This is a genomic window from Dakarella massiliensis (genome assembly GCF_001182045.1).
GTDB lineage: Bacteria > Pseudomonadota > Gammaproteobacteria > Burkholderiales > Burkholderiaceae_F > Mesosutterella > Mesosutterella massiliensis.
In genome coordinates this window covers 288,435-312,102 of the sequence record NZ_CVTY01000004.1, presented here as the reverse complement: position 1 = coordinate 312,102, position 23,668 = coordinate 288,435, and the positions used below count along the sequence as shown (strand labels likewise).

The window sequence follows — 23,668 nt, the reverse complement described above, 5'->3', positions numbered from 1 at the left end:
ACTGCTATTACTTCATTTGCTTCAGTTTCCTGAAGCGTCGCGCTCAAAATTATCGACTGGTATTTCTCAGAAGCTTTCGCTTCTGCATCATTCCATTCGTCTTTTCAAGCACCTGATTTTTTATGAGCTGAAGCTCTTCAAAACCAGATGCTCACGCTTATCGGTTCGTTATTCAGTTTTTAAAGATCGTCACTGCATCGCAGCGACAGGATTAGTATCTTACCCTCTCAATTTTAAAAATGCAAATATTTTTTTATTTATTTTTTCATCTGACTCAAAATCGATAGGTAAAACCGCTATTATTGAATGAGTTAGACCTTTTAAAAAAGAGATTCTCATGACTGCTCTTGCTTTGATCGTCGCCCGGTCTCATAACGGAGTGATCGGCCTGAATGGGAAAATGCCTTGGCATATCCCTGCCGATCTGCGCTTTTTTAAAGAAACCACCACGGGATACCCGGTCATTATGGGGTGGAACACCTGGGTTTCTATTGGCCGCCCGCTTCCGCGCCGCCGCAATATCGTCCTTTCCCGTACGCATACGGAACTGATCCCGGGTATCGAAATTGTCCGGACACTCTCGGACGCTCTTCTCCTCCTCGATAAGGAAGAAAAAGCTTTTGTGATCGGCGGTGCCTATACCTACCGTGAGGCTCTTCCCCGGATTTCCGAAGCTTATATAACCGAAATCGACCAGGACTTTGACGGCGACACTTTCTTCACGATGACGGACCCTGCGGCCTGGAATATTGAAGAAGTCGGCACCTTTGAGGATGGCGGCTGCACCGGACGCTTTACCCACTGGGTCAGAAAATAAACGTTTCGATCGTCACAATAGGAAATACTTCTCCATCGCTCTTTTGCAAATGGAAAGGGCAAAATAAAGAGTAAGGCGATCGATAACAATCGTGTGGCCGCGCTTTTACGTGGAGGGAATCTATGAAAAAATTCATATCTGCTTTGGTTGCAGGCGCCTTGCTGGCTGTTGCAGCAGGACCTGCACTCGCAGGTCCTGGCGGTCCCGGCCCCGGTCCGGGCTGGGGTCCTGGTCCCGGCCCCCGCTGGCATGCCGCTCCTCCTCCGCCTCCCCGCGGCGGCTGGGGATGGAGACATCACTATTGGGGCGGCGGTGACTGGATTCTTCCTTTTGGCGTCGGAGTCGGTCTGCTTGCTCTCGCCGCAACCCCCAGCCATACAACCAGCACGGTACCCGCAGCCCCGGTTCAGACTCAGCCGGCCCCGCCGATCAACGTGACGATCAATAACGCTCCCGCCTCTTCCTCGGTGGCAACTCAGGATTATTTCTATTGCCCCGCGCAGAAGGGCTACTATCCGACAATTCCCAGCTGTCCGACCGGCTGGATCAAGATCACGCCCCAAGGCTGATCTGTCTGTCCGAATAGCTTCAGAAGCCCCGGTTCAGCCACGAACCGGGACTTATTTATTGTCTTTCAGTTCTGCCGCGGCTTCAGCAGCAAGAGGAATACCCGCCTTCAGGAAAGCGGTCCCCCAGGCAGACGACAGCCTTTCGAAATTCCACGCCGCGTTTGCCGGAGAGGTCGACGGCAGACTGATAAAACCAATATCTGCCCTTTCAGCTATCAGCTGACGAAAAATCTGCCTGAAAACGGATTCCGACTTTTTCCCGTTGAAAAAGACAAAACGGATCCCAGGGTTCTCTTTCAGGACCTTGTCGACAGGATTCGGCTCAATCTCCCGGATTTCGGAATCCAGACTACCTTCCCGCAAGCAGGAACCAACGGAATCCCAGAGCGCGATGCCATGGCTGCTCAGAATCTCAATTCCATCTTTGTAGGCAGGTCTCGTGTTATCGCCGGCAAGCAGCCAATTCATCAGACTCCAGAAACGATTCCTGGGGTGGGCATAGTACTTGTCCTCTTCCAGAGACTTTTCACTCGGCATTGATCCAAGAATCAGGGCATGAGGATCCCGTCCAACGAGGGGGGCAAAGCCCCGGATTCTGACTGGCTGCTCGGAATTTTCAGACCTCTTCCCCATCTGTGCCTCGATTATGCTTTTCTGTTTACGAATTAACCTATTGTATGCATTGGAAGTATTCAGATCTGTCCCCAGCACACTCTCCGACAGTCAAAGCACATAAATTATCTATTTGATTTAATTTATAAATAAACAGGAAACCAATCACTTATATTTTTTTCAAGATATCCACAATTTTTGTGGATTACCCTTTCTGCAAAAACCTTATAGCAGTTCAAATTTAAGGATTTAGGCTTACTGCTCATTTTTTAGGCAGACGCGACAGTTCTTCCAGTTTTCTGACATAATTGTCAGACGCTCTTTCGAGCTCGGTTTCCGACATTCTCATGGCGCCGTAAAAAGCGTCAATCCCCAGCACCTCGACTCCTGCCAGCCGCGCAGAAAGCGTGAGTGGCAAAAGCAGTTCTTCAACTGCGTATGGCCTATCCGCCCTGAAGCGGAGTAATCGACACTCCCCAGTTCAGTCGTTACGGCAAGCATCAGACGCTTACCAGGGAGAACTTTCTTTGGCGCTCCGAAATCAGAGAACCACACCGTATCCAGGTACGTTTTCACCGTAGCCGGAAATGTCATCGACCAGATCGGAAACTGCATGACAAGGATATCGGCGTTCTGAATACGCACCCGCTCACGCTCAACATCCGCTCTCTCCAGATAATCCCCGTATTGGGTTTCCATCTGCTGAAAGCTGAGCGAAGGCACCCGCCTGGCGGCCGCAGCCAGCCGCTTATTCGCGCGGCTTTCGAACCAGTGCGGATGAAACACCTGAAGAAGAATATTTCTGGATCCCATGTTGAATTACAAAGTCCGTTCTTATTTTTCCATCACCTTACCGCATTTCGACGGCTCCGGTTCCGTTAAAATGAGCGGTTCTGTCCGCAGGAATCATTCCTGCCAGTTCTGAATCCGCAGCTTTGCAAATGCCAATCAAGAATTTTCTGATACTGCTTCTGACCGCCATGATCTGGGGAACTGCCTTTGTCGGGCAGGCTCTCGGCATGGAGTATGTTCCTCCTTTCACGTTCACGGCGGGGCGATCCCTTCTTGGCGCCCTGGTCCTGGTTCCGGTCATTTATTTTCTGGATCGATTCAAGAGTCCGGCGCGCCGGGCCGAGGAATCGACACCGGAAGCCAAAAAGCTTGTATGGATTGGCGGCATTCTCTGCGGCATCGCGCTTTTCGCCGCTGAAAGTTTTCAGCAGTTCGGTCTCATTCAGACACCTGTCGGAAAGGCCGGGTTCCTGACCGCGCTCTACATCATTTTTGTACCGCTCATTGCCCTGTTCCGGGGGAAAAGAAGTTCAGGAATTCTCTGGATCGCGGTTCTGATCGCGATGGCCGGCCTCTACTTCCTTTCCGTAAAAGGCGATTTTTCTGTAGGCTCAGGCGATATTCTCTGCATTGCGGGCGCTGTCTGCTACGCAATCCAGATTCTCATCATTGACCGTTATGCCCCCAAAGTGGATGGCGTCAAGCTTTCCTGCATCATGTTCCTGACGGGCGGAGTGCTCGGCGCATTCTTTACTCTGATCTTTGAGCCCGGACTGACGCTGAGTGCGATCAGGTCGGCACTGCCCGCCATTCTTTACGTGGGGATTCTCTCCAACGGTGTCGCCTACACTCTGCAGGTCATCGGACAGAAGGGAGCCAATCCGACCATCGCGTCCCTCACAATGAGCTTGGAATCCGTCTTTGCCGTGATCTCCGGCTGGCTCATTCTTGGCCAGACACTGAATTCACGCGAAGCGCTTGGCTGCCTGCTCATGGCTTGCGCGATTGTGATCGCTCAGCTGCCTACCAAAAATAAATAGGAATTATTTGCATTTGTCGACCGAGATCCCTACAATTCGGTTATGGCAAGCATAGAGACTTTTCAGGGGCGGTTCCGCAGGGAATCCGCCCCTTTTTTCATTCCTTGACGGAAGAGTCTCTGCCTGACAGGCAACTCCTCCTGGACCGCTCGGTTACTTCCTGTCCGGAAGCAGCTTTCCCGGATTCATAATGTCGTTCGGATCCAGAGCGTGACTGATTTTCACCATGAGCTCTAGTTCAAGCGGATCCTTAAGCTGCAGGAAATGCTCCCGCTTCAGCTGGCCGATACCGTGCTCCGCTGAAATAGATCCGTTCCGTTTCACGGTTTCTTCATATGTGATCTTCCGAATGCCCTCTTCGTTCTCAAAGGCGAGGTTCGAAGGAATTGAACCAATATTGAAGTGGAGATTGCCGTCGCCAAGGTGACCGTAAAGCGATGGGTCCAGCCACGGATACGCGTCTTTCAGGCGCCGCACCGTAACATCAAGGAATTCCGGGATCAAAGCAATCTTCAGGCTGATGTCGTTATGGAGGTTATTTCCCACACGGGCATCGGCTTCCGGAATCGATTCCCGGATCTTCCAGAACGCTTCAGACTCTTTAAGCGACTGCGCGAGATAAGCGTTCTTCACAATTCCATCCTCAAAAGCCTTGCCGAGGATTTCTTCAAGAGACGGACCCGAGTCCGGTGAGCATGACACTTCAACGAGAACCCACCAGGGGCAGTCGTCAACTGGCCCCGGAAGTCCGATATCAGGGAGCTGCTCATGAACCCGGACTAGGCACTTGGACTGCATCAGTTCGAACCCAGTGAGGTAGGGACCAGCCGCCGTACGGCATTCATTGAGGAGTTTCACCGCGGCGTCCGGTGACTCGACACCGACAAGCGCTGTCTGATTTCCGATCGGCTGCGGATAAAGTTTCAGGACAGCCCGGGTGATGACACCCAGCGTTCCCTCCGAACCAATGAAAAGCTGCTTCAGATCGTAGCCCGTGTTGTCTTTACGCAGGCCGCGGAGCGCAGTCCAGATCCGCCCATCGGGAAGCACCACTTCGAGACCCAGGCAAAGATCCCGCATATTCCCGTAACGAAGCACGGCAGTGCCGCCCGCGTTGGTGGCAAGATTGCCGCCGATTTCAGCGGACCCCTTGGCCCCGAAAGAAAGCGGAAAGAACCGTCCTTTTTCCTCAACCGCTTTATGAAGGTCTTCAAGAATGACACCGGCTTCAACCGTCACCGTGTCATTCACGGTATCGATATCCTCAATTTTGTTCAGACGGCTGAGGGAAAGGAGAATAGCGTTCCCGGAATCATCCGGAATTGAACCGCCGACAAGCGTTGTTCCGCCCGCCTGAGGCACCACAGGAGTCTGAGTCTCATTGGCGATACGAACCACACGTGACACTTCTTCCGTATTGGCGGGGCGCACGACCACTGCTCTCCCGACAAACCGTTTGGTCCAGTCGACGAGGAATGGCTTTGTTGCCTCATCCTCTGTCAGAACATACTTTTCACCGACCGCCGCTTTCAGTTTTTCAATAATTTCTGCGTTCATGCTTCAACTCTTCAGAATGCCAAAAACCCGGCAAAGGGTTTTGCCGGGATGAGGATTTCTGCCTGTCAGGCTGCTTCTTCTTTTTAGAAGGAGGGAACCACAGCGCCCTTGTACTTCGTCAGAATAAACTTCTTCGTGGCCGGAGACTGAAGAGCCTTCACAAGCTTCTGCACCCGGGGATCATTCTGATCGCCCTTGCGGGTAGCCACCACGAGAGCGTACGGGCTGCGCTTGTCTTCGAGGTAGATCGAATCCTTCAGCGGATTGAGACCGACGCCAAGAGCGTAGTTGGAGTTCACCACAGCGATATCAACATCACTCAGGCTGCGCGGCACCTGAGCCGCCTCAAGTTCCACAAACTTCAGCTTCTTCGGGTTGGAAACCACGTCAAGCGGGGTCGCTTCGTAACCAACGCCGGAACGCAGCTTGATGAGACCCGCGGACTGGAGAAGAAGCAGGGCACGGCCGCCGTTAGACGGATCATTCGGAATCGACACGCGGGCACCGTTCGGAACGTTCTTCAGGCTCTTCAGCTTGTGAGAGTAAACAGCCATCGGGAGAATGTAGATCGGCGCAACACGGACCGCGTTGATATGACGCTGACGGACTGCGTTATCGAGGAAGGGCTGATGCTGATAGAAGTTGACGTCAACATCCTTGGAGTCCAGAGCCGCGTTCGGGGCAATGTAGTCCGTGAATTCAAAAATCTTGAGATCAATGCCTTCCTTCGCGAGGATCGGCTTCACAAACTTCAGCACTTCACCCTGCGGAACGGGCGTTGCGGCAATCTTCAGCTCCTTAACGGGAGCGGCAGAGGCGGAGAAAGAGCCGGCGGCGAGGATCGCGGCAGCGGCGGCGGATAGCAGAGTACGACGATTCATGATGTTCTTCCCTATTTCCTGATGTTCGGTATTTCTCTTTATCTTCGCCGGAAGGCCCTGAGGGAAGGCCTGTCCGGCGTGCTGTTGAGATAACCTTATCTGAAAATACGGAAAATCAGCTGAAAATCTCCGTTTTCCTTGCGGTATTACTTTTATGATGCTGAGAGAACCGCTGTGCGGATGATTTCTCGGACACCGGTCGTCATCCGCTCCATGCTTTCCTTAATTGCTTCGAAATCAATCTTTTCCTTTGAATCCGAAATCCCTGCAGCCCAGTTGACCGACAGGCCGAGAAGCGCATACCGGAGCCCCGCTTCACGCGCCACGGCTGCCTCAGGACAGGCTGTCATACCGATCATCGCGCCGCCCATCTGTGACACCATCCGGACTTCAGCCGCGGTTTCCAGTCTCGGTCCCTGCGTGCACCAGTAAACACCGCCATCCATGACAGGCACCTCAGCCGCCCGTGCTGCCTCAATCAGTTCCCGCCTGAGATCCTCAGAAAAGGGATGCGTGAAGTCAACATGCTGCACACCGGTTTCCGGTCCCGTATAGAACGTGGACTGCCGGCCCCAGGTCCGGTCAACCAGATCATCCGGAATGCAGATCGCCCCGGGCGGAAGCGCCTCTGATACCGCGCCGACCGTTCCGACCGCGAACACATCCGTCGCTCCCGCCTCACGCAGGGCCCAGAGATTCGCGGCGTAGGGAATCGCGTGCGGCGGATAACGGTGATTCTCTCCATGACGCTGGAGGAACAGCACACGGTGATCACCGATCCGGCCCTCCAGCACGGGAGACGCCAGGGCACCGAACGGCATTTTCCGCGGCAGCTCAGCCTCTTTCATCTCCGGAAGCCAGCCATTCTCAAAACCAGACCCCGCGATCAGCGCAAAAACCCGTTCACTCATTCCGCCCCCTCGCCCAGCATCCGAAGGAGCTCCGCTTCGTCAATCACCGTGACACCCAGCTTCTCTGCCTTCGCGAGTTTGGAGCCAGCGGCTTCGCCTGCCACCACAAAATTCGTCTTCTTCGAAACGGATCCCGAAACACGGCCGCCCGCCGCAAGGATCCGGTCACTCGCTTCATCGCGTGACAGATTGGGAAGCGTACCGGTCAGCACAAAGGTCTTCCCGGCAACTTCTGAAGCCGGATCCCCGTCTGCCGCTTCAGAGACCGCAGGGGCTTTCGCCTCAGGCCAGGTAACACCCGACTCCCGGAGCGCCCGGATCACGTCGCGGTTACCGGGAGCCGCGAAGAAACTCGTGATCGATTCCGCGATCACTTCACCCACATCCGGCACCTCGAGACACTCCTCAGGCGTTGCCTTTTCAAGCGCCTCAAGAGTCCTGAAGTGGGATGCAAGGTCACGCGCCGTTGCTTCACCGACGTGACGAATGCCAAGCGCAAAAATGAAGCGGGCAAGCGTCGTCTGCTTGGAGCGTTCGATCGACGTGATGATGTTGCCGGCAGACTTTTCCCCCATCCGTTCAAGGGTCATCAGGCTTTCTGATGTCAGCCGATAGAGATCTGCCGGCGTCTTGACGAGCCCTTTTTCGGCAAGCAGATTGACAAGCTTTTCACCTACGCCATCAATCCCCATTGCGCGGCGGCTCGCGAAGTGAAGAATCGAAAGCTTCATCTGGGCCGGGCAGAAAAGACCACCCGTGCAGCGGGTGTCTTTTTCCTCCTCATCGCGGATCGTCGCGGAGCCGCAGACCGGGCAGGTCTTCGGCATCTCAAACTCCACGGTTCCCTCGGGACGCCTGTCCTTCATCACGCGGACGATTTCGGGAATCACGTCTCCGGCGCGGCGGATCACAACCGTATCTCCTACCCGGAGATCGAGCTCATGAATGAAGTCCTCGTTATGAAGCGTGGCGTTTGACACATTCGCGCCGCCGACAAAGACCGGCTCAAGCCTCGCAACCGGAGTGAGACGCCCGGTGCGGCCCACCTGCACATCGATCCCAAGAACTTTGGTAAAAGCTTCTTCCGGCGGATACTTGTGCGCGCAGGCCCAGCGCGGTTCGCGGGCGACAAAACCGAGGCGCCTCTGAAGGTCAAACCGGTTAACCTTGTAAACCACGCCGTCGATCCCGAAGGGGAGCGTATTTCTGATCTTCGCGACATAGAGATGGAAGGCTTCAAGCTCTTCAGGCGAGTGGCAGATGCGCCTTGTATCCGCGACCGGGAACCCAAGGCTCTTCAGACGTTCAAGCGTCCCCTCCTGGCTGTCTGCGAAGGGCCCCGCTTCTGTCGACACCTCGCCAAGGCTATAGGCATAGAAATGCAGGCGGCGCTTCGCGGTCACCGAAGGATCGAGCTGCCGGAGGCAGCCGGCAGCCGCGTTCCGGGCGTTCACGAAAGTCTTTTCTCCCGCCTCTTCCTGTTTTTTATTCAAGGCGAGAAAGTCTTCCGTATGCATGATCGCCTCGCCCCGGACTTCCAGAATCTCGGGGTAGACCCCCGTCAGCTTCAGAGGAATGGTCCGGATCGTGCGCGCATTCGCTGTGACATCCTCACCGACAATACCGTCGCCTCGGGTCGCGGCGGAAACGAGAACCCCCTTTTCATACCGGAGATTGATCGCGAGCCCGTCAAACTTCAGCTCCGCAACGTATTCGACCGGAGGATCTTCTGGTTTCAGACCTAGGGCATTCCTGACACGCTCATCAAACGCACTGGCGCCCTCCGCGGAAAAATCGGTCTCCGTATGGATCGACAGCATAGGAACGCTGTGCGTCACCTTCGCCATATCTGACTTCGGCGCGCCGCCCACGCGGAGTGTCGGTGATGTGGGGCTCACGAGCTGCGGGTACTCGGCCTCGAGCGCCTGAAGCCGGCGGAAAGCCTGGTCATACACAGCGTCTGACACCGAGGGCGAATCCTCAACGTAATACTCGCGGTTCCATCGCTCAAGATCTGCCTCAAGGCGGCGCATTTCCTCTGCCGCCGCTTCTGAAAGCGGGCCCTTTACCCCAGGGATTTTTCCGTCAGCCATTTCGTTCATCACTCAAGCCTTTCACCAAAAATGCGGTCAGCAGGCGCTTTCCGCAGACTCAAAAAAACAGGCCGCGCGGGATTGGCAATCCTCACGCGGCCGCGCTGCAGCACCTGACTCTCAGGCGAAGAGCCGCTTCGTGCGGCGGGTTCCGGGGTCAAGTCCCTGCTTCGACATCGCTTCATAGAAGAAGCGGAGCTGCTGCGTAATGCTCACAATTGCAGCGGAAGTGAGCGGAACGCCGGAAATATCCGTAATCACAGCGTTCTCGCGGGCGGCGATGTAGTTTGCCACGCTGAAAAGCGCTCCAAGAGGATTCTTGGACGGAACGCAGAGCGCAGGTGTGAGTTCAAGCGTCACCATGAGCGGATTCTCAGGGTGAGGCAGCAGCCGGAGCCATGGGGCCGCGCTGTCGGCGTCCCGCATCACGAGAGCATTCTTTTCCGTCTTGAAACCACAGGCATCAGCGATCTCAACCGCTCTCGCCTGTGTCATGGGCATGACGCTCTTCACCGCGATCGAAAGCGTGATTCCAAAGCGATCAATAAGAGCCCGAACGGCCTTCGCCTGGGACACCATGCTTGGCACATCAACGATATCGGCATCAGCGTCCAGCGACGCAGCCACCTGATTCACGGCAGCCGCAAAGTTGCCAGCCGTGAGTTCATTCACCGTCTTTGTACGCGTGGCGAGCTGAAGTGTCACGACCATATCGGTATACGTTCCGCCGCGCTTGATGTGTTCCCAGAGACGCGTGATCTGATTCTTGACCTGAATTCTGAGGGGAGTACCGAAATCCTGATTGAGAGGCTTGATCACGAGCCAGGCCCGATTGGCCGTAAAGGGCTCGGGGCTCTTGATCTTCACGACAATTTCCGTCATCTGATCAATATCAGGCTCTTCATACTGAACATCGTCTCCCTCTTCAGGAAGATATTCACTGAAGAAAGGCTCGGTGCCAGCCACGGCCTGAGGTGAAGGAACACTCTCCGCGGTCTGAGCGGGAGCTGGCGTATCGGCAGAGTCCTCTGTCTCTGGCTTATTCTCCGCCGGAGCCGGGGCATCTTCCTTCGCAGCCTCACCTGATGCCGCAGCGGCGGGTCTGGCCAGCACCCGAGGCTCGACTTTTGTCGGCTCCGCAACTGAGGAGGGCTTGCGGCCGAGGTAGAAATACACGCCGGCTGCCGCCACGAGGATAATGACGATTATCCCCAAAAAAAGTTCAGTATTCATTTCCGCTTCCCGATGTCCGAATTGCGCCCTTCTTGCTGCTGAGGCGCAGCTCCGGAGTACGCCCTTACAGTCTTCTTAATTGTAGGGCAGAAAACGCGGGAATGCCGCAATTGACGGTACTCTTCGTGCGAAAAATCACGCCGGAGCGCCTTCTCCGCCCCCCGCATAATTGACAGCTTCGCGCAGATCGACCGAAACCACCCGGGAAACCCCGGGTTCACGCATCGTGACGCCGATCAGCTGCCCGGCTTTTTCCATCGTGATCCGGTTATGGGTAATCGCAATAAACTGCGTCGCGCTGCTCATCTGCTGCACCATGTTGGCGAGCCGCAGCTGATTCGCTTCATCAAGCGGCGCGTCCACTTCGTCGAGCAGGCAGAACGGCGCCGGATTCAGACGGAACATGGCAAAAACGAGCGCTGTCGCGGTAAGCGCCTGTTCACCGCCTGAGAGCAGCTTCACCGAAGCGTTCCGCTTTCCGGGCGGCTGAGCCCGGATTTCGATCCCGGCCTCCAGAATCTCATCCCCGATCAGCTCGAGACTCGCCTCACCGCCTCCGAAAATGCGGCTGAAGAGATCCTTGAAGTTGCTGTTCACCTGATCAAAGGTGTCCTTCAGCACGGCACGGGTTTCGGCGTCAATCTTCCGGATCGCCTCTTCGAGCGTCGCGATGGCCTCATTCAGGTCTTCCACCTGATGCTCCGTCATTTCGAGCGCTTTCTTCGCGGCCTCCAGGTGTTCAAGCGCCGCGTGGTTCACGGGGCCAAGCGCTTCGATATTGTTCTCAATGCGGCCGATTTCGTTTCTCACCCCCTGAGTCTTCCAGCCCCCGGTTTCTGCCTCGCGGAGAGACGCTGCGCGGTCAACCCGGCGCTCGGCAATCTGATTGGTCAGCGCCTGGAGCTCAGCCTCAGTGCTGCCCTGCTTCACCTTCATTTCACCGATCCGCTCCTGCTTCGGACGCTCAGACTCGGTGATGGAATCTTTCTTCCGGTTGATCTCAGACAGCTTTTCAGTCAGCTCCGCGGTCTTTTTCTGCGCGGTCTGAAGCTCCGCCTCAGAATCAGCCTGTTTCGCAAGGACATCCTGCAGTCCATCCCGTTCGGCGTCTTCATCAAGCTCCTCGAGCATCGCGCGGGTTTCCTCAATCGACGCTGTCAGCTCCGCCTCTTCCGAGGAAAGTTTCAGCGCTGACTGACGGGCGTCCCCGGCGCGTTCCAGGGCATGGGCGGCATTCGTTCTGAGAAGCGTTATCCGGGAGGCCGCATCACGCGACGCTCTGGACGCTTCATCCATCGCGTTCCGGGCCGCTTCCTCAGCCATCTCGGCATCCTGAGAAGCCTGGCTTGCCGAGGCGAGCCGCGAATCGAGCTCTTCAAAGAGGGACTCCGCCTCTTCATACTCCGCGTCGATTTCTCCAAGCCGCTTCTTCGCCTCTTCGAGATCCGTCCGGATCTGTCCCGCGCGTTTCTTCCAGGCCCCGACTTCAGACTCCAGTTCTCCGGCACGGAGGGCGGCGGAGTGATAGTCACGCCGCGCGCGCTCAAGCGACGCCTCGGCACTCCGCAGCGTCGCGGTTGCCGCGTCACGCGCCTTTCCGGTTTCGAGCACTTCTGCGAGAATCGCCTGGTAACGCTCCGAAGCGCCGGACTGTTCCGCTTTCAGCGCTCGGATCTCTTCCTCACGCTCAAGAGACCCGGCAAGCGGATTCTCCTCCGCCCAGAAAAGCACCGCTCCCCGCTCCGCGATATGACCATCCCGGGTGATTACAGGAAGATCACCGTCAGAGGATCGCTGCACGGCTTCGTCCAGCGACTCCGCGGTTCTGAAGCGGGAAAGCCAGGAGTTGAGCACTGAAGCTGAAGCCCCCGAAACCCGCACCTTTGCGGCAAGGGTTCCCGTCCGGTCCGCCGGGGCGTCAGCAAACCCCTCGCGGGACGCGATCGCGAACCGTCCGGGCGGCGTGTCCTGAGCAAGAATGCCGGCAAAATCAAGATTTTCTGTGAGGTAAGCGGGGATACGGCCGGAGAGCGCTGCCTCGACCGCTTTTGCCCAGCCGGTTTCAATCTCCGCGCCATCCAGAATCTTTTCGTAGCGGGAAAGACCGTGCGAGGCGGCCCAGACTTCAAGCTTCCCCTCAGCCCTCGCTTTCTCTTGAATCTCCTCCAGCGCCTGAAGCCTGGCTGTCGCTTCTGAGAGTGTTGCTGAGGCTGAAGCCTTTTCTTCCGCGGCGGCGGCCGCCGCCTCATCCGCCTCAGAGGCGGCGTCGCGCGCTTCTTCGAGGGCCGCCTCCCGCTCCTCCAGGTCAGACGCCCGCTCCTCAGCGGTAATCTTCGCCTCTTCAAGCTCGCTCTCGCGTCCGGCTGTTCCGGTGCCGCCCGACGCCTCGGATTCGAGTTTCCCGATCCGGGCCTCAAGCTCACGCTTTTCCTGCTCCAGCGCCTGCTCGCGGAAATTCACTTCGGTAAGCGACTTCTGCGCGAGACGCTCCTCGTCCGCCGCGCGTTTCGATGCTTCCTTCGCGGATTCCCAGTACTTTTTCGCTTCTGCCGCCCGCTCATCGGTTGCCGCGGCATCCTCCGCGATGGACTCGGCTTCCTCGGAAAGCGAATCCGCTTCCTTTGTGAGTTCCTCGGCCCGGCGTTCGGCTGCTGACGCTTCCTCTCCGGCGCGCGAGAGTTTCGCGCTGTCGCGCGTTACGCGATCCGTGAGAAGTTTTTTCTTCTCCACAATCGCGGCAATCGCGCTCTGCGTCCTCGCGAGTTCCATATTGAGTCGGTTCAGGGCATCGCGTTTCGCGTCCTCATCCTGCTTCGCCACTGTGAGACTGAGCGAGAGTTCAACGGACTCTTTTTCGAGCGCCGATTTCTCAGCACGTCCGGATTCAATATCCGCCACAGCTTCGGCAATTTTTGCGGCGATACGGTCTCGCGCCGCAATAGCGTCCCGCTCCTGAAGCGACAGCCAAACACCGGCGAGCATTTCCTTCCGGTTATTGAGAGCGCTCCACTTCCCGGCAAGCTCCGCCTCAGCGGAAAGCCTTTCAATATCGGACTTTCTGACTTCCTGCAGATCCGCCACTCGGTCAAGATTCGCTCGGGTCGACGCAAGGCGGCTTTCCGCCTCGCGCCGTCTCTCTTTATAACGGGAGACGCCTGCCGCCTCTTCAAAGTAGAACCTGAGCTCCTCAGGCTTCGCTTTCACGAAGCTGCTGATCATGCCCTGGCTGATAATCGCGTAGGAATGCGGCATGAGACCCGTGCCCATGAAAATATCCTGGACATCGCGGCGTCGCACCGGCTGGTTATTGATGAAGTAAGCGCTCTGCCCGTCGCGCGTCAGAGTCCGTCGGATCGCTACCTCCGCATAGGCTCCCCAGGGGCCGGTCAGTGTCCCGTCACTGTTATCAAGCGTCATTTCGACCGAAGCGCGCCCCGCCGGAGCCCGGCCTTCACTGCCCGCGAAAATCAGCTCCAGCATGGAACTCGTCGCGCGGAGCTCTCCCGCCCGGGTTTCACCCATCACCCACCGGACGGCGTCAATGACATTGCTCTTTCCGCAGCCGTTTGGACCGACGATGCCGACGAATCCGCTCGGGAACTCAATCACCGTCGGGTCTGCAAAGCTCTTGAAACCTGAAATTTTGACCTGTCTTAGGCGCATGTATGTGAGGGATATCGAAGTTTTGCGGGATGAAGCCTGTGACCCGCGGGTGGATGGACTCTATAATATGCGGCTTACTGCTCTTACTGCTGAGGGACTGATTTTACCCTCTCACGGGCCCGCTTCCGCATGGAACCCGGCACACGGCTTCCCGACGCGCCCGAAAGATCGTTTTATATAAGGAATATGTGACATGTCTTCTGCACCGAGCGAAAAGCTTGAGGTCTTTGATAATCCGGCGCCTGAGCGCGACTACGTGATCCACATGGAGATCCCGGAATTCACCTGCCTCTGCCCGCTCACCGGTCAGCCCGACTTCGCCACGCTGATCGTCGACTACATCGCCGACGAGAAATGCCTTGAGCTGAAGTCGATCAAGCTCTACACCTGGACGTACCGCGAAATGGGCGCCTTCCATGAAGACGTGACGAACCGGATTCTCTCCGATTTCGTCAACGCCATTCATCCGCGCTACATGCGTATCCGCGCCCGGTGGTGGGTCCGCGGCGGCATCTACACCACGGTGATCGCAGAGCACCGCAAGGAAGGCTGGACCCCGGCTCCTGTCGTGCATCTCCCTGACTTCGAAACGAACTCCCCGATGCGCGGCTGATCCGCCCCAGGAACTCTTTAACGCGCTCACGCGAGAGGAACAATCTGATGCCTCAGAATATTCATGAATCGGTTTCCCGGCTCCGCACAATCCGCGATATGGTCCGCTGGGCCATGACCCGTATGGAGTCCTCCGAAATTTCTTTCGGTCACGGTACCGACGATACGTGGCAGGAAGCGACATTCCTCGTGCTGAGGGCACTGCATCTGCCGTTCGAAAAACTCGAGGCGTTCTGGGATGCCCGGCTGACCGCGGACGAAATCATCAAGATCACGGATCTGATCGAGCGCCGCGTGACAGAACACGTCCCGGTGCCCTATCTGCTTCACGAAGCCTGGCTCGTGAAGCACCGCTTCTACTGCGATGAAGACGTGCTGATTCCGCGCTCCTTCATTGCGGAACTCCTCGAGGATCAGCTCGCTCCGTGGGTTCAGGATCCGGAAGCCGTCAGCTCTGTGCTCGATATGTGCACGGGCAGCGGGTGCCTCGCGATTCTCGCGGCCGAGGCCTTCCCGAACGCTCACGTCAAGGGCGTTGATATCAGCCCGAAGGCGCTTGAAGTCGCCCGCGTGAACCGCGCGGACTACGAAATGGAAGACCAGATCGACCTCGTGCTTTCTGATCTCTTCGATATGCCCGAAGTGAAGACGAAGAAGTGGGACGTCATCATTTCGAATCCGCCGTACGTCACCACGGCCGCCATGGAAGCCCTGCCAGATGAATACCGTCTTGAGCCGTCTCTCGCGCTCGAAGCCGGTTTCGATGGAATGGATGTGGTGCGCCGTCTGCTGCCTGAGGCCGCGGATCATCTGACCGAAAACGGCATCCTTGTCGTTGAAGTGGGTGACGGGCGCGAAGCGGTTGAAGCAATCTGGCCGGATCTCCCGCTCACCTGGCTCACGGTCAGCGCGGGTGATGACCTCGTGTTCCTCGCGACCGCCGAAGACCTGAAGCGCTACTTCAAGCACTGATTCAGCGTGGGCCTGCTTCTCGCCCGGCTCCGACAGCTCTGAGGGCGGCGATCATCGCCGCCTTTTTCATGTTTTTAGAAAGGTTTGATTGTGCTACGCCTTATTGATGTCAGCCTCGTGAGAGGCGTCCGCGTTCTCTACAGCCACGCCTCGGTGCTCGCGTCCGACAGCGAATGTGTCGGTCTCGTCGGTCCGAACGGCTGCGGAAAATCGACGCTTTTCGCCGCGATTCTCGGAGAAATTCAGACAGAAGCAGGGGAAATCGAACACCCTGCGGAAGACCGCATCGCGCACGTTGCCCAGGACATCCAGGCGGTTGATATGTCGGCACTCGATTTCGTGCTCTCCGGCCACGCCCCGCTTGAAGCTGCCAAGGCGGCTCTGAAGGCCGCTGAAGGGTCGGGCGATGATATGGCGCTCGCTCAGGCCATGGCGACACTTGCGGAACTGAATGAAGGCGCGATCGCCGCGAATGCCAAAACCATTCTTCACGGTCTCGGATTCTCGGAAGCGCAGACCACGCTTCCGGTCCGTGATTTCTCGGGCGGCTGGAGAAACCGCCTCGCGCTCGCCCGCGCCCTGATGCGTCCTGCGGATCTGCTCCTTCTCGACGAACCGACGAACCACCTCGACCTTGACTCCGTGATCTGGCTCGAGGCCTGGCTGAAGCGGGTTCAGGCCACGATTGTCATCATTTCTCACGACCGTGAGTTCCTGGACAGCGCGGTCGGCACAATCTGGTCGATTGAGGACGGTACAATCCGCCGCTATGCCGGCAACTATTCTGACTTCGAAGCGATGCGGATTGAGCGGCTCCGTCAGCAGGAAGCCGGTGCCCGCGCGTACGAACGCACCGCGTCCCACCTGCAGGCGTTTATCGACCGTTTCCGCTATAAAGCGACGAAAGCCCGCCAGGCGCAGTCCCGCATCAAGATGCTGGAAAAACTGCAGGCGGTTGAACCGGTACGCGCGAAGGCTGAGTGGCGGTTTGAATTTCCGGAACCCGAGCGGCTCCCGGATCATCTGCTGGACGCTGAAAACATGTCTCTCGGCTACGGCGATACCCCGGTGCTGCAGGACGTGTCCTTCTGCGTCCGGTCCGGCGAACGGATCGGTGTTCTCGGCGTCAACGGTGCCGGCAAGTCAACGCTTGTGAAGGGAATCTGCGGAGAGCTTCCGCTTATGTCCGGCACTCTCCGCCGCGGTCAGGGTCTCACGATCGGCTACTTTGCCCAGCACCAGCTTGACTCCCTGAGGCTCGATGAAACACCGCTTCAGCATCTGAGACGGATGGCCCCTGACACCCGTGAGCAGGAGCTTCGCGATTTCCTCGGCAAGTTCCGTTTTTCGGGGGACCAGGTGAATGAACTCGTAGAGCCGATGTCTGGCGGCGAAAAAGCCCGCCTCGCGCTCGCCCTCATCGCCTGGGAAAAACCGAATCTTCTCGTGCTCGACGAACCGACTAACCACCTCGATATGGAAACCCGCGAGGCGCTCACAATCGCGCTTTCCACGTTCGGCGGTTCGGTTCTTATTGTGTCGCACGACCGTCACCTTCTCAGGGCGGCCACGGAAACGCTGTGGCTTGTCCGCGGTGGTCATGTCTCGGCTTATGACGGTGACCTCGACGACTACGCTGAACTCGTCCTTTCGGACCGCCGGGACCGCGCGGCAGCACAGAAGGAAGAGAACCGCAGCGCCGCTGCCCCGGTTGTCACTCAGAAAGAAGCGCGGCGCGAAGCCGCGAAGGAACGCGCGCGTATCGCCTCGCTCCGCAAACCGGTCCAGAAGAAGATTGATGCCGCGGAAAAGCGGATGGCGGAAATCGATGCCCGGGCTGCTGAACTGGACGCTCAGATCGCGGATCCAGCTTTCTACAGCGGGGAAAAGTCTCAGGTGGAAGAAACACTGAAAGAACGAAGCGCTCTCACGGAAGAGAAGGAGACCCTCGAAGCCGAATGGCTGGAACTCTCCGAAGAGCTTGAATCCATCGCATAGAGCACTTCTTTCCAAGCATGCAAAATGGGGGAGCGGTTTATAACCGTTCCCCCATTTTTATTTTGCTGATTCAGAGAACCAGAAGTTTACTTGCCCTGGACAATATGCGGTCCGACTGCGTGGCCGAACGTCATGATGTCCGCAATGGCGTTGCCGCCCAGACGGTTGGATCCGTGAATGCCGCCCGTCACTTCGCCGACAGCATAGAGACCCGGGATCACTTTGCCCTTCGTGTTGATCACCTGGCTCTTCACGTTGATCTTGATACCGCCCATCGTGTGATGCACGGTCGGCACCTTGCGGCAGGCGTACCAGGGACCTTCCGTCATCTGCTTATCGTCCTTGTTGTTCGCGACAAACCCGAGCTTATCCTTTGCCTTCCCGGAAACAACCGCGTTGTAGTCCGCGATAGCCTTCTTCAGATTCTCGGCATTCATGCCGGTCTTCTTCGCAAGCTCATCAAGCGTCGGGGCTTTAACCACTGCGCCGAGCGCTTCCATATTGCGGATTGAGGCGCCCATGCGGTCCTTGAAATCCGGAGTCGGATAACGGAGCTTATTCACGACAATCCAGTAAGTCCTGCCTTTCTGCTGGAAAATGGCGTTCGCGAGAACGTCACGCGCCGCGCCTTCATTCACGAAGCGGTTACCGTCAGAATTCACAAAAATACGGTTGCGGCCGGACGTACGGATGTTTTCCATCAGGCCGGTACCCGGGGTGCCGCAGGGGTGAATCTGAATGTCAGAGAGGCCGATCAGCTTGGCGCCAACCTTCTGAGCGAGGAAGAGGCCCTGACCCTGGGCTGCCTTCTGAATATTCGTACAGCCGATCGAGTTATCGAGCTTGATGTTCTTCCAGACGCCGGTGTTCCCTTTCTGGCGATACGCGACATTCGCGCCGAAACCACCGGTCGCGATAATCACTCCGTCCTTCGCCATCACCGTAACCTTGGAGCCGAAGTTGTTACCGACAACTCCCACCACACGGCCGCTCTTATTCTGAATGAGCTTCACGGCCGGCGTATCAAGGAGCACCTGAATCTTGCCATTCGAATCCGCGATCACCTTTTCAAACGTACGGATATAGGTATTGCCGTACGGGGTCGCCGGATAGTGCGAACGCTGACCAAGAGACCCGGTCGCGGCGCCGATATGGTCGTTGAACTTCACACCGAGGCTTTCCAGCCAATTCACGGCGTCCATTGAGTGACTCGTGAGGAAGCGGACAAGGGTCGGATCGCCCTTATCGTGGCCGCCATGCATCGTGGTCTCGTAGAAAGTTTCGTAGCTGTCCTTGATACCCTGCGCCTTCTGACGCTGATCGTCCACAGCGTTCAGAGCGCCTTCACTCACGTTCGTTGAGCCGCCGACATAGCCGAGCTTCTCAATAACGATCACCTTCTTCGCCCCGGCCTGCATCGAGGAAATCGCGGACGCGAGGCCGGCTCCGCCGCCGCCGATCACGACAACATCAGCCTGATAGGTACGGTTATGGATCGGATGCTTTTCAGCTTTCCGGGTGAACTGCTTCATATCGGCGCCGGCCTGCTTCAGGCACTTCTCAACGCCTTCCTTCAGCGCGTTTGAGGAGAAAGTGGCGCCCGTTACCGCGTCAACTCCGATGGACTGGTAGCGAAGGATGTTATCCGCGGTCTTCTTGAGACCGGCCTTGCCGACACCAAGCGACTCCTGATCATCCGGAGTCTTAATGGAAAGGATCTTATTCGCGTCGACCGTTACTTCAACCGTGAGCGGCGCGTTGTGACCGTTAACCTTGGCGGTATAGGTACCGGGCTTCATCGGGGAGGCCACTGCGGCGGTTCCGATAAAAGCAAGGGCTGCTGCAATCGCGATCGGTTTAAAAGCAAATTTCATATTTCGTTCTCTCCTTAAAAATAACGAAACTGCTTATCCTGTAACAGATAACCTCGCGATTATTATCGGAGTTATGAATTCCATTGGATCAATTTTCTGAATCACTTATGCCTTATGTCAAAGTTTTTTAGATAACGGATGGGTTATTCATTGGGAGGCTTTTTTGCTCGTACTACATCCTCTTTCGACTCAGAAAACCGTTTAAAATCCCCTTCTTCCGGCAGTCAGGCTGACAGAAACCGTATTTTTGAGGCATTATTACGGTAGTTTTATGTTTACCGCAGTTATTACGCCATGATTTCCGTCATTCTCTGGGTAATCGCCTTTATTCTCGCGGCGGTGCTCTTCATGCCTCTCTGGAGCAGGATCGGACCCCGCGTTTACGCGCTCAGCCGAAGCCATGCTGTGCAGATCGCCGGAATGGCAGCGACCTTCATCATTACTTTCATTGCGGCCCGTGCCGTTCTTCAGTTTCTTACCGCCTTATTTACGAAATGACAGCAAAACAGACCTTTGCCGATCGGCTCCGTGCCTGCATGGAGCGGATGAACTATAAGCAGCGCTATGTCGCGGATCAGGTTGGCGTCTCGCAGCCCGCCGTCGCGAAGTGGCTTGCCGGCGATACACGGAAGGTCCAGGCGGATGTTCTTTTCAGACTCGCGGACCTCTTTAACGTCAATGCCCGCTGGCTTTCTGACGGTCAGGGGCAGCCCTGGGTGAGCCCTGCGGATGACTGGATTCATGAGATGACTGCGCCTGCGGTCCAACCCGCGCATTTGGAGTCTGCCGCGGAAACGCGCCCGGATCCCGAACCTGAGGCACCCAAGAAATCGCCCGGCCGACCGCGGAACCCGGACTATACGATGCCGCTTGACCTCGAAGTGCCGGAAGAGAAATCCTCCGCTAAGGACGAGCCGGCCGCAGAATCCGGAAAATCTGAAAAAAAGAAGAAGGATCCCTGTGCCAGCCGCTGCCACCTCTACGCCTCGGTGCCGACTTTCTCGCTGATCCGCGGGAAGTCTCCCCGCATCCCGGTGCTGGTGCCGTCCGATGAACGGATTGACGCCGTGATTCCGAAAACGGATCTGAAGGGGCATGACCCAAAGGCCTGCCGGCAGTTTGTGGTCCGCACCGATACGATGGCACCCGCGATCTGTCCCGAGGACACAATCGTCGTGGATACCGGAAACCCGAACCGGGTTCACTACGGCGCGGTGCATCTCCTTTTCTGGCAGGGACAGAGCACGCTTGGCCGCCTGCTGAAAGAACCTGACGGTTCGGTCATTATTCAGTTTGACAATCCGGCCTATCCAGTCCGCACTTTCTCAGAGTCTGATTTCTCGTCTCTGATCACGGTAATCGGTCCGGTGGTGCTCCGGACCGGATCAAAATTTATGGCTCGCGGGCTTCTCGTTTAGCCGCCGCCTGCCGCTCTTCGCCGTGCAGCACGACGGAGAGCGGTGTATTCAGCACCTTATCCGCCATGAGGCCGTGGTACCAGGACGAGTCCGTGGCATTTTCCTCTTTGAAGAGACGGATGGTCGGATCCAGCGCGAGAGCGGCTACCACGGGTTTCAGCGTCGCCTTATCGGGATCCGCGATCAGCACCCAGGCATCGCCCTTCCCCCGCCTGTCAGTCACCCGGGAGACGTAACCCACTTCCGCAAGCTGCTCGAGAATCGCTCCTACCGCCTCAGGCCAACTGTCTACCTTGCGGCAGAGCTTCTCAACCGGCACCACCGGGTTACCCGCTTCTTTTCCCCGCATCAGGGCTTCAAGAAGCCCAATTCCCGTAGCCAGGCTGTTGCCATGCTTATAAGTATCCCCGAAACGGCCGCTCGCGATCATAGGAAGCGTAGCGGTCACGCCGGCGCCGGCAAAAATCAGGATCCAGGTCGCATATATCCAGAGCATGAACACCGGAAGCGCGACAAACGCCCCGTAGAGACTCGTCAGCGTTCCGTGGCTGATATAGGCCGAGAATCCCCACTTGACGACAAGACCGACCACTGAGGTGAAAAGACCGCCCGCCATGGCATCCCGCCACTTCACGCGGCAGTTGGGAATCGCGTAGAACATCGCGCTGTAACCCAGCGTCTGAATGATGAAGGTGAGCGTATTGAGTCCCCAGAAAACGATGCCTCCTGAGAACCCCGAGAGCGCGAGACGCGCGAGATACGTGGTCACTGTGATGCTGCCGACAGTCACCACGGGACCAAGCGTCAGAAGCGCCCAGTAAAGAACCGCCTTCTGGGCGATGGACCGCTGATGACGGACCCGGAAGATCTGATTGATCGTCTTGAAAATCTTATCAATCAGGAACCAGGCTGAAAGCGCGACACCCGCGAAACCAAAGGCTGAGAGACCCCGCGCATGTTCGGAGAAGCCTCTCAGATAGTGAAAGATCTGAATGCTGTACTGACCTGGAATGACGTTCGCGAGGATCAGCTCGAGCTCCTTGCGGTACACCGCAAAGGCCGGAATCACGGAAAACACCGCGAGCGCCACGGCGAGCAGCGGGACGATGGAAAGCACCGTGGCGAGCGTCATGGAGCTTGAAATCTCCACGATGTTGGTTTCGCTGAATCGGTTCAGAGCGAGCTTTGACAGGCGCTTCAGCGTCAGGGCAAGCCCCTGGCGGCCGAATTCTTTATCCAGTTTCTTATCTAACGCGAGCGGCATGGCTCTCCTTCAAAATTCTTTCCTGCGGGCGATACCCCGGTCCGCGGTCTCCTGAGAGGCCCGGAACCCGGGGTTCCGCCTGCTCATGCCGCAGCTTCTTACTCTACATAATGCTCTCTCAGGAGCTTAATTTCATGCGCGTAGCCCGGAAGCTCATTCGGGGTCTCGAGATAAAAGGGCAGATGCTTCAGCGCCGGGTGGTTGATCACACGGACCAGAGCGTCCAATCCAATCTCTCCTTCGCCGATTTTTTCATGCCGGTCCTTATGGCTTGAACGCGGATTCTTGCTGTCATTCAGATGAATCGCCTTCAGTCGGTTAAGACCCACCGTACGGTCAAACTCTTCCAGCACTCCGTCAAGGTTTCCGACAATATCGTAGCCGCCGTCCCAGATGTGGCACGTGTCGAGGCAGACGCCCAGCCGATCGCCGAGTTTCGCACGATCCATGATCATCCGGAGCTCCTCAAAGCAGCGGCCAACCTCACTCCCCTTGCCCGCCATCGTTTCGAGAAGCACCGTAGTCTTGATATCCGGTGTCAGCACCGCATCCAGCATTTCAACGATCAGCCGGACACCCTCTTCCACGCCCTGCTTCACGTGGGAACCCGGGTGGAAGTTGTACTGGAAACCAGGAAGCGCGGAAAGCCGCACCAGATCATCCGCCATAGTCTCGCGGGCAAACTGCCGGATCGAGGGATCCGCAGAACAGGGGTTCAGCGTGTAGGGCGCGTGCGCCAGGCCCGGCGTAAGACCGTGTTCCGAGGCGAACGCGAGATACGCCTTCACATCTTCTGGATCCTGCGGCTTCGCGGAACCGCCTCGCGGATTTCTCGTAAAGAACTGAAAGGTCGATGCACCGATCTTCACTGCTTCTTTTCCCATCGCGAGATAGCCTTTGCTCGACGACAGGTGGCAGCCGATATTCAGCATTTCAATTTCCTCTTTCTTCAATAGATAACTGTTAGAGGAGAGGTTAGCAAGAAAAAGGGAGGTGAAAGACCCTCGTCTCTCCCCCCCCTTACAGGCACTTTGATTCGAAACCCCTGATCCCGCTTATTCAACCCAGCGGTAGTACCGGACAGGCTTTTCCTCACCGCCGCATCCGCAGGACTTCCTGTCACTGCAGCACGGCGAATGCATCACCTTCGGAACCCAGGTTTCAATCTGCCCCTTCTGCACGAGGCGCTCCATCATCGGTTCGAGGAGTTCTTTCGGCGTGCGGAATTCATTTGCCATCTCAATCAGGCTGATGCTTCCTTTTGACTTCACGTAGTCACGCAGTTCAATAAGACTTGCCATGCTCAAAAATTCCTTTCCCTTTCGGGAGTGAGCCGCTTCCGGCCCCCTTTGACGGGGCCGG

21 protein-coding genes are annotated in these 23,668 nt (G+C 57.0%); 9 read left to right on the top strand and 12 right to left on the bottom strand.

The window, feature by feature from the left end:
- The 3 genes from BN1936_RS11625 to BN1936_RS01550 all read left to right on the top strand — a co-directional run.
- A partial coding sequence (locus BN1936_RS11625) for a hypothetical protein (protein ID WP_222859726.1) occupies positions 1-310 on the top strand: 310 nt, incomplete at its 5' end.
- A 27-nt stretch (positions 311-337) separates the two neighbouring features.
- Positions 338-817, top strand: coding sequence for a dihydrofolate reductase (locus BN1936_RS01555; protein ID WP_049686467.1), 480 nt, complete (start codon positions 338-340; stop codon positions 815-817).
- A 122-nt stretch (positions 818-939) separates the two neighbouring features.
- Positions 940-1,386 carry a hypothetical protein gene (locus BN1936_RS01550; protein ID WP_022442773.1) on the top strand — a complete coding sequence of 149 codons (447 nt, stop codon included), beginning with the start codon at positions 940-942 and terminating at the stop codon, positions 1,384-1,386.
- Positions 1,387-1,437: 51 nt separating this feature from the next.
- Here the strand turns inward: BN1936_RS01550 and BN1936_RS01545 are convergent, their stop codons facing one another.
- Positions 1,438-2,019 carry a DNA-deoxyinosine glycosylase gene (locus BN1936_RS01545; protein ID WP_022442772.1) on the bottom strand — a complete coding sequence of 194 codons (582 nt, stop codon included), beginning with the start codon at positions 2,017-2,019 and terminating at the stop codon, positions 1,438-1,440.
- 324 nt (positions 2,020-2,343) lie between these two features.
- Complete coding sequence (locus tag BN1936_RS01540) at positions 2,344-2,811, bottom strand: NAD(P)H-dependent oxidoreductase (RefSeq protein ID WP_022442771.1); 468 nt, start codon at positions 2,809-2,811, stop codon at positions 2,344-2,346.
- A 128-nt stretch (positions 2,812-2,939) separates the two neighbouring features.
- On the opposite strand from BN1936_RS01540, the gene BN1936_RS01535 reads away from it, so the two are divergent.
- Positions 2,940-3,830: a DMT family transporter gene (locus BN1936_RS01535; protein WP_022442770.1), complete on the top strand. Its 891-nt coding sequence runs from the start codon at positions 2,940-2,942 to the stop codon at positions 3,828-3,830.
- Positions 3,831-3,983: 153 nt separating this feature from the next.
- Here the strand turns inward: BN1936_RS01535 and BN1936_RS01530 are convergent, their stop codons facing one another.
- The 6 genes from BN1936_RS01530 to smc form a co-directional block, all read right to left on the bottom strand.
- Positions 3,984-5,387, bottom strand: a complete 1,404-nt coding sequence (locus tag BN1936_RS01530; RefSeq protein WP_022442769.1) for an FAD-binding oxidoreductase — start codon at positions 5,385-5,387, stop codon at positions 3,984-3,986.
- An 83-nt stretch (positions 5,388-5,470) separates the two neighbouring features.
- Positions 5,471-6,268, bottom strand: a complete 798-nt coding sequence (locus BN1936_RS01525; RefSeq protein ID WP_022442768.1) for a MetQ/NlpA family ABC transporter substrate-binding protein — start codon at positions 6,266-6,268, stop codon at positions 5,471-5,473.
- A gap of 152 nt (positions 6,269-6,420) precedes the next feature.
- A complete protein-coding gene (locus BN1936_RS01520) occupies positions 6,421-7,179 on the bottom strand; it encodes an S-methyl-5'-thioinosine phosphorylase (protein ID WP_022442767.1) in 759 nt (252 codons plus the stop codon).
- Positions 7,176-9,281, bottom strand: a complete 2,106-nt coding sequence (ligA, locus tag BN1936_RS01515; RefSeq protein WP_086936861.1) for an NAD-dependent DNA ligase LigA — start codon at positions 9,279-9,281, stop codon at positions 7,176-7,178. The genes BN1936_RS01520 and ligA overlap by 4 nt, the downstream gene beginning before the upstream one ends.
- Positions 9,282-9,392: 111 nt before the next feature.
- Complete coding sequence (locus tag BN1936_RS01510; RefSeq protein ID WP_049686465.1) at positions 9,393-10,505, bottom strand: hypothetical protein; 1,113 nt, start codon at positions 10,503-10,505, stop codon at positions 9,393-9,395.
- A gap of 135 nt (positions 10,506-10,640) precedes the next feature.
- The gene (smc, locus tag BN1936_RS01505; protein ID WP_049686464.1) at positions 10,641-14,168 is read right to left on the bottom strand and encodes a chromosome segregation protein SMC; all 3,528 of its coding nucleotides are present in this window, start codon (positions 14,166-14,168) and stop codon (positions 10,641-10,643) included.
- Between the two features lie 193 nt (positions 14,169-14,361).
- Between smc and queF the strand changes: the two genes are divergently transcribed.
- The 3 genes from queF (at position 14,362) to BN1936_RS01490 (ending at position 17,750) form a co-directional block, all read left to right on the top strand.
- Positions 14,362-14,781, top strand: coding sequence for a preQ(1) synthase (gene queF / locus BN1936_RS01500; RefSeq protein ID WP_022443238.1), 420 nt, complete (start codon positions 14,362-14,364; stop codon positions 14,779-14,781).
- A gap of 47 nt (positions 14,782-14,828) precedes the next feature.
- Positions 14,829-15,752: a 50S ribosomal protein L3 N(5)-glutamine methyltransferase gene (gene prmB / locus BN1936_RS01495; protein ID WP_022443239.1), complete on the top strand. Its 924-nt coding sequence runs from the start codon at positions 14,829-14,831 to the stop codon at positions 15,750-15,752.
- A 90-nt stretch (positions 15,753-15,842) separates the two neighbouring features.
- Positions 15,843-17,750, top strand: a complete 1,908-nt coding sequence (locus tag BN1936_RS01490) for an ABC-F family ATP-binding cassette domain-containing protein (protein ID WP_049686509.1) — start codon at positions 15,843-15,845, stop codon at positions 17,748-17,750.
- A gap of 86 nt (positions 17,751-17,836) precedes the next feature.
- On the opposite strand, the gene BN1936_RS01485 is transcribed toward BN1936_RS01490, so the two are convergent.
- The gene (locus tag BN1936_RS01485) at positions 17,837-19,624 is read right to left on the bottom strand and encodes a flavocytochrome c (protein WP_049686463.1); all 1,788 of its coding nucleotides are present in this window, start codon (positions 19,622-19,624) and stop codon (positions 17,837-17,839) included.
- Between the two features lie 294 nt (positions 19,625-19,918).
- Here BN1936_RS01485 and BN1936_RS01480 point away from each other — a divergent pair, with 294 nt between their 5' ends.
- Both BN1936_RS01480 and BN1936_RS01475 read left to right on the top strand, forming a co-directional pair.
- A complete protein-coding gene (locus tag BN1936_RS01480; protein ID WP_022443243.1) occupies positions 19,919-20,122 on the top strand; it encodes a hypothetical protein in 204 nt (67 codons plus the stop codon).
- Positions 20,119-21,042, top strand: a complete 924-nt coding sequence (locus tag BN1936_RS01475; RefSeq protein WP_022443244.1) for an XRE family transcriptional regulator — start codon at positions 20,119-20,121, stop codon at positions 21,040-21,042. Before BN1936_RS01480 ends, BN1936_RS01475 begins: the two co-directional genes overlap by 4 nt.
- On the opposite strand, the gene BN1936_RS01470 is transcribed toward BN1936_RS01475, so the two are convergent.
- The 3 genes from BN1936_RS01470 to BN1936_RS01460 form a co-directional block, all read right to left on the bottom strand.
- The gene (locus tag BN1936_RS01470) at positions 21,017-22,306 is read right to left on the bottom strand and encodes a YihY family inner membrane protein (protein WP_049686461.1); all 1,290 of its coding nucleotides are present in this window, start codon (positions 22,304-22,306) and stop codon (positions 21,017-21,019) included. The genes BN1936_RS01475 and BN1936_RS01470 overlap by 26 nt on opposite strands.
- Positions 22,307-22,404: 98 nt before the next feature.
- Entirely contained in the window at positions 22,405-23,238 is an 834-nt protein-coding gene (locus BN1936_RS01465) for a deoxyribonuclease IV (protein ID WP_022443245.1), read from the bottom strand.
- Between the two features lie 123 nt (positions 23,239-23,361).
- Positions 23,362-23,607, bottom strand: coding sequence for a FeoC-like transcriptional regulator (locus BN1936_RS01460; RefSeq protein ID WP_022443246.1), 246 nt, complete (start codon positions 23,605-23,607; stop codon positions 23,362-23,364).
- Positions 23,608-23,668: the final 61 nt, after the last annotated feature.

What these genes read in the sequence shown, in the direction of transcription:
- smc (WP_049686464.1), bottom strand. Translation starts at nt 14,168, where the DNA reads ATGCGCCTAAGACAGGTCAAAATTTCAGGTTTCAAGAGCTTTGCAGAC.
- BN1936_RS01540 (WP_022442771.1), bottom strand. Translation starts at nt 2,811, where the DNA reads ATGGGATCCAGAAATATTCTTCTTCAGGTGTTTCATCCGCACTGGTTC.
- queF (WP_022443238.1), top strand. Translation starts at nt 14,362, where the DNA reads ATGTCTTCTGCACCGAGCGAAAAGCTTGAGGTCTTTGATAATCCGGCG.
- BN1936_RS01465 (WP_022443245.1), bottom strand. Translation starts at nt 23,238, where the DNA reads ATGCTGAATATCGGCTGCCACCTGTCGTCGAGCAAAGGCTATCTCGCG.
- BN1936_RS01535 (WP_022442770.1), top strand. Translation starts at nt 2,940, where the DNA reads ATGCCAATCAAGAATTTTCTGATACTGCTTCTGACCGCCATGATCTGG.
- BN1936_RS01470 (WP_049686461.1), bottom strand. Translation starts at nt 22,306, where the DNA reads ATGCCGCTCGCGTTAGATAAGAAACTGGATAAAGAATTCGGCCGCCAG.
- BN1936_RS01520 (WP_022442767.1), bottom strand. Translation starts at nt 7,179, where the DNA reads ATGAGTGAACGGGTTTTTGCGCTGATCGCGGGGTCTGGTTTTGAGAAT.
- prmB (WP_022443239.1), top strand. Translation starts at nt 14,829, where the DNA reads ATGCCTCAGAATATTCATGAATCGGTTTCCCGGCTCCGCACAATCCGC.
- BN1936_RS01460 (WP_022443246.1), bottom strand. Translation starts at nt 23,607, where the DNA reads ATGGCAAGTCTTATTGAACTGCGTGACTACGTGAAGTCAAAAGGAAGC.
- ligA (WP_086936861.1), bottom strand. Translation starts at nt 9,281, where the DNA reads ATGAACGAAATGGCTGACGGAAAAATCCCTGGGGTAAAGGGCCCGCTT.
- BN1936_RS01510 (WP_049686465.1), bottom strand. Translation starts at nt 10,505, where the DNA reads ATGAATACTGAACTTTTTTTGGGGATAATCGTCATTATCCTCGTGGCG.
- BN1936_RS01550 (WP_022442773.1), top strand. Translation starts at nt 940, where the DNA reads ATGAAAAAATTCATATCTGCTTTGGTTGCAGGCGCCTTGCTGGCTGTT.
- BN1936_RS01475 (WP_022443244.1), top strand. Translation starts at nt 20,119, where the DNA reads ATGACAGCAAAACAGACCTTTGCCGATCGGCTCCGTGCCTGCATGGAG.
- BN1936_RS01525 (WP_022442768.1), bottom strand. Translation starts at nt 6,268, where the DNA reads ATGAATCGTCGTACTCTGCTATCCGCCGCCGCTGCCGCGATCCTCGCC.
- BN1936_RS01530 (WP_022442769.1), bottom strand. Translation starts at nt 5,387, where the DNA reads ATGAACGCAGAAATTATTGAAAAACTGAAAGCGGCGGTCGGTGAAAAG.
- BN1936_RS01555 (WP_049686467.1), top strand. Translation starts at nt 338, where the DNA reads ATGACTGCTCTTGCTTTGATCGTCGCCCGGTCTCATAACGGAGTGATC.
- BN1936_RS01480 (WP_022443243.1), top strand. Translation starts at nt 19,919, where the DNA reads ATGATTTCCGTCATTCTCTGGGTAATCGCCTTTATTCTCGCGGCGGTG.
- BN1936_RS01545 (WP_022442772.1), bottom strand. Translation starts at nt 2,019, where the DNA reads ATGGGGAAGAGGTCTGAAAATTCCGAGCAGCCAGTCAGAATCCGGGGC.
- BN1936_RS01485 (WP_049686463.1), bottom strand. Translation starts at nt 19,624, where the DNA reads ATGAAATTTGCTTTTAAACCGATCGCGATTGCAGCAGCCCTTGCTTTT.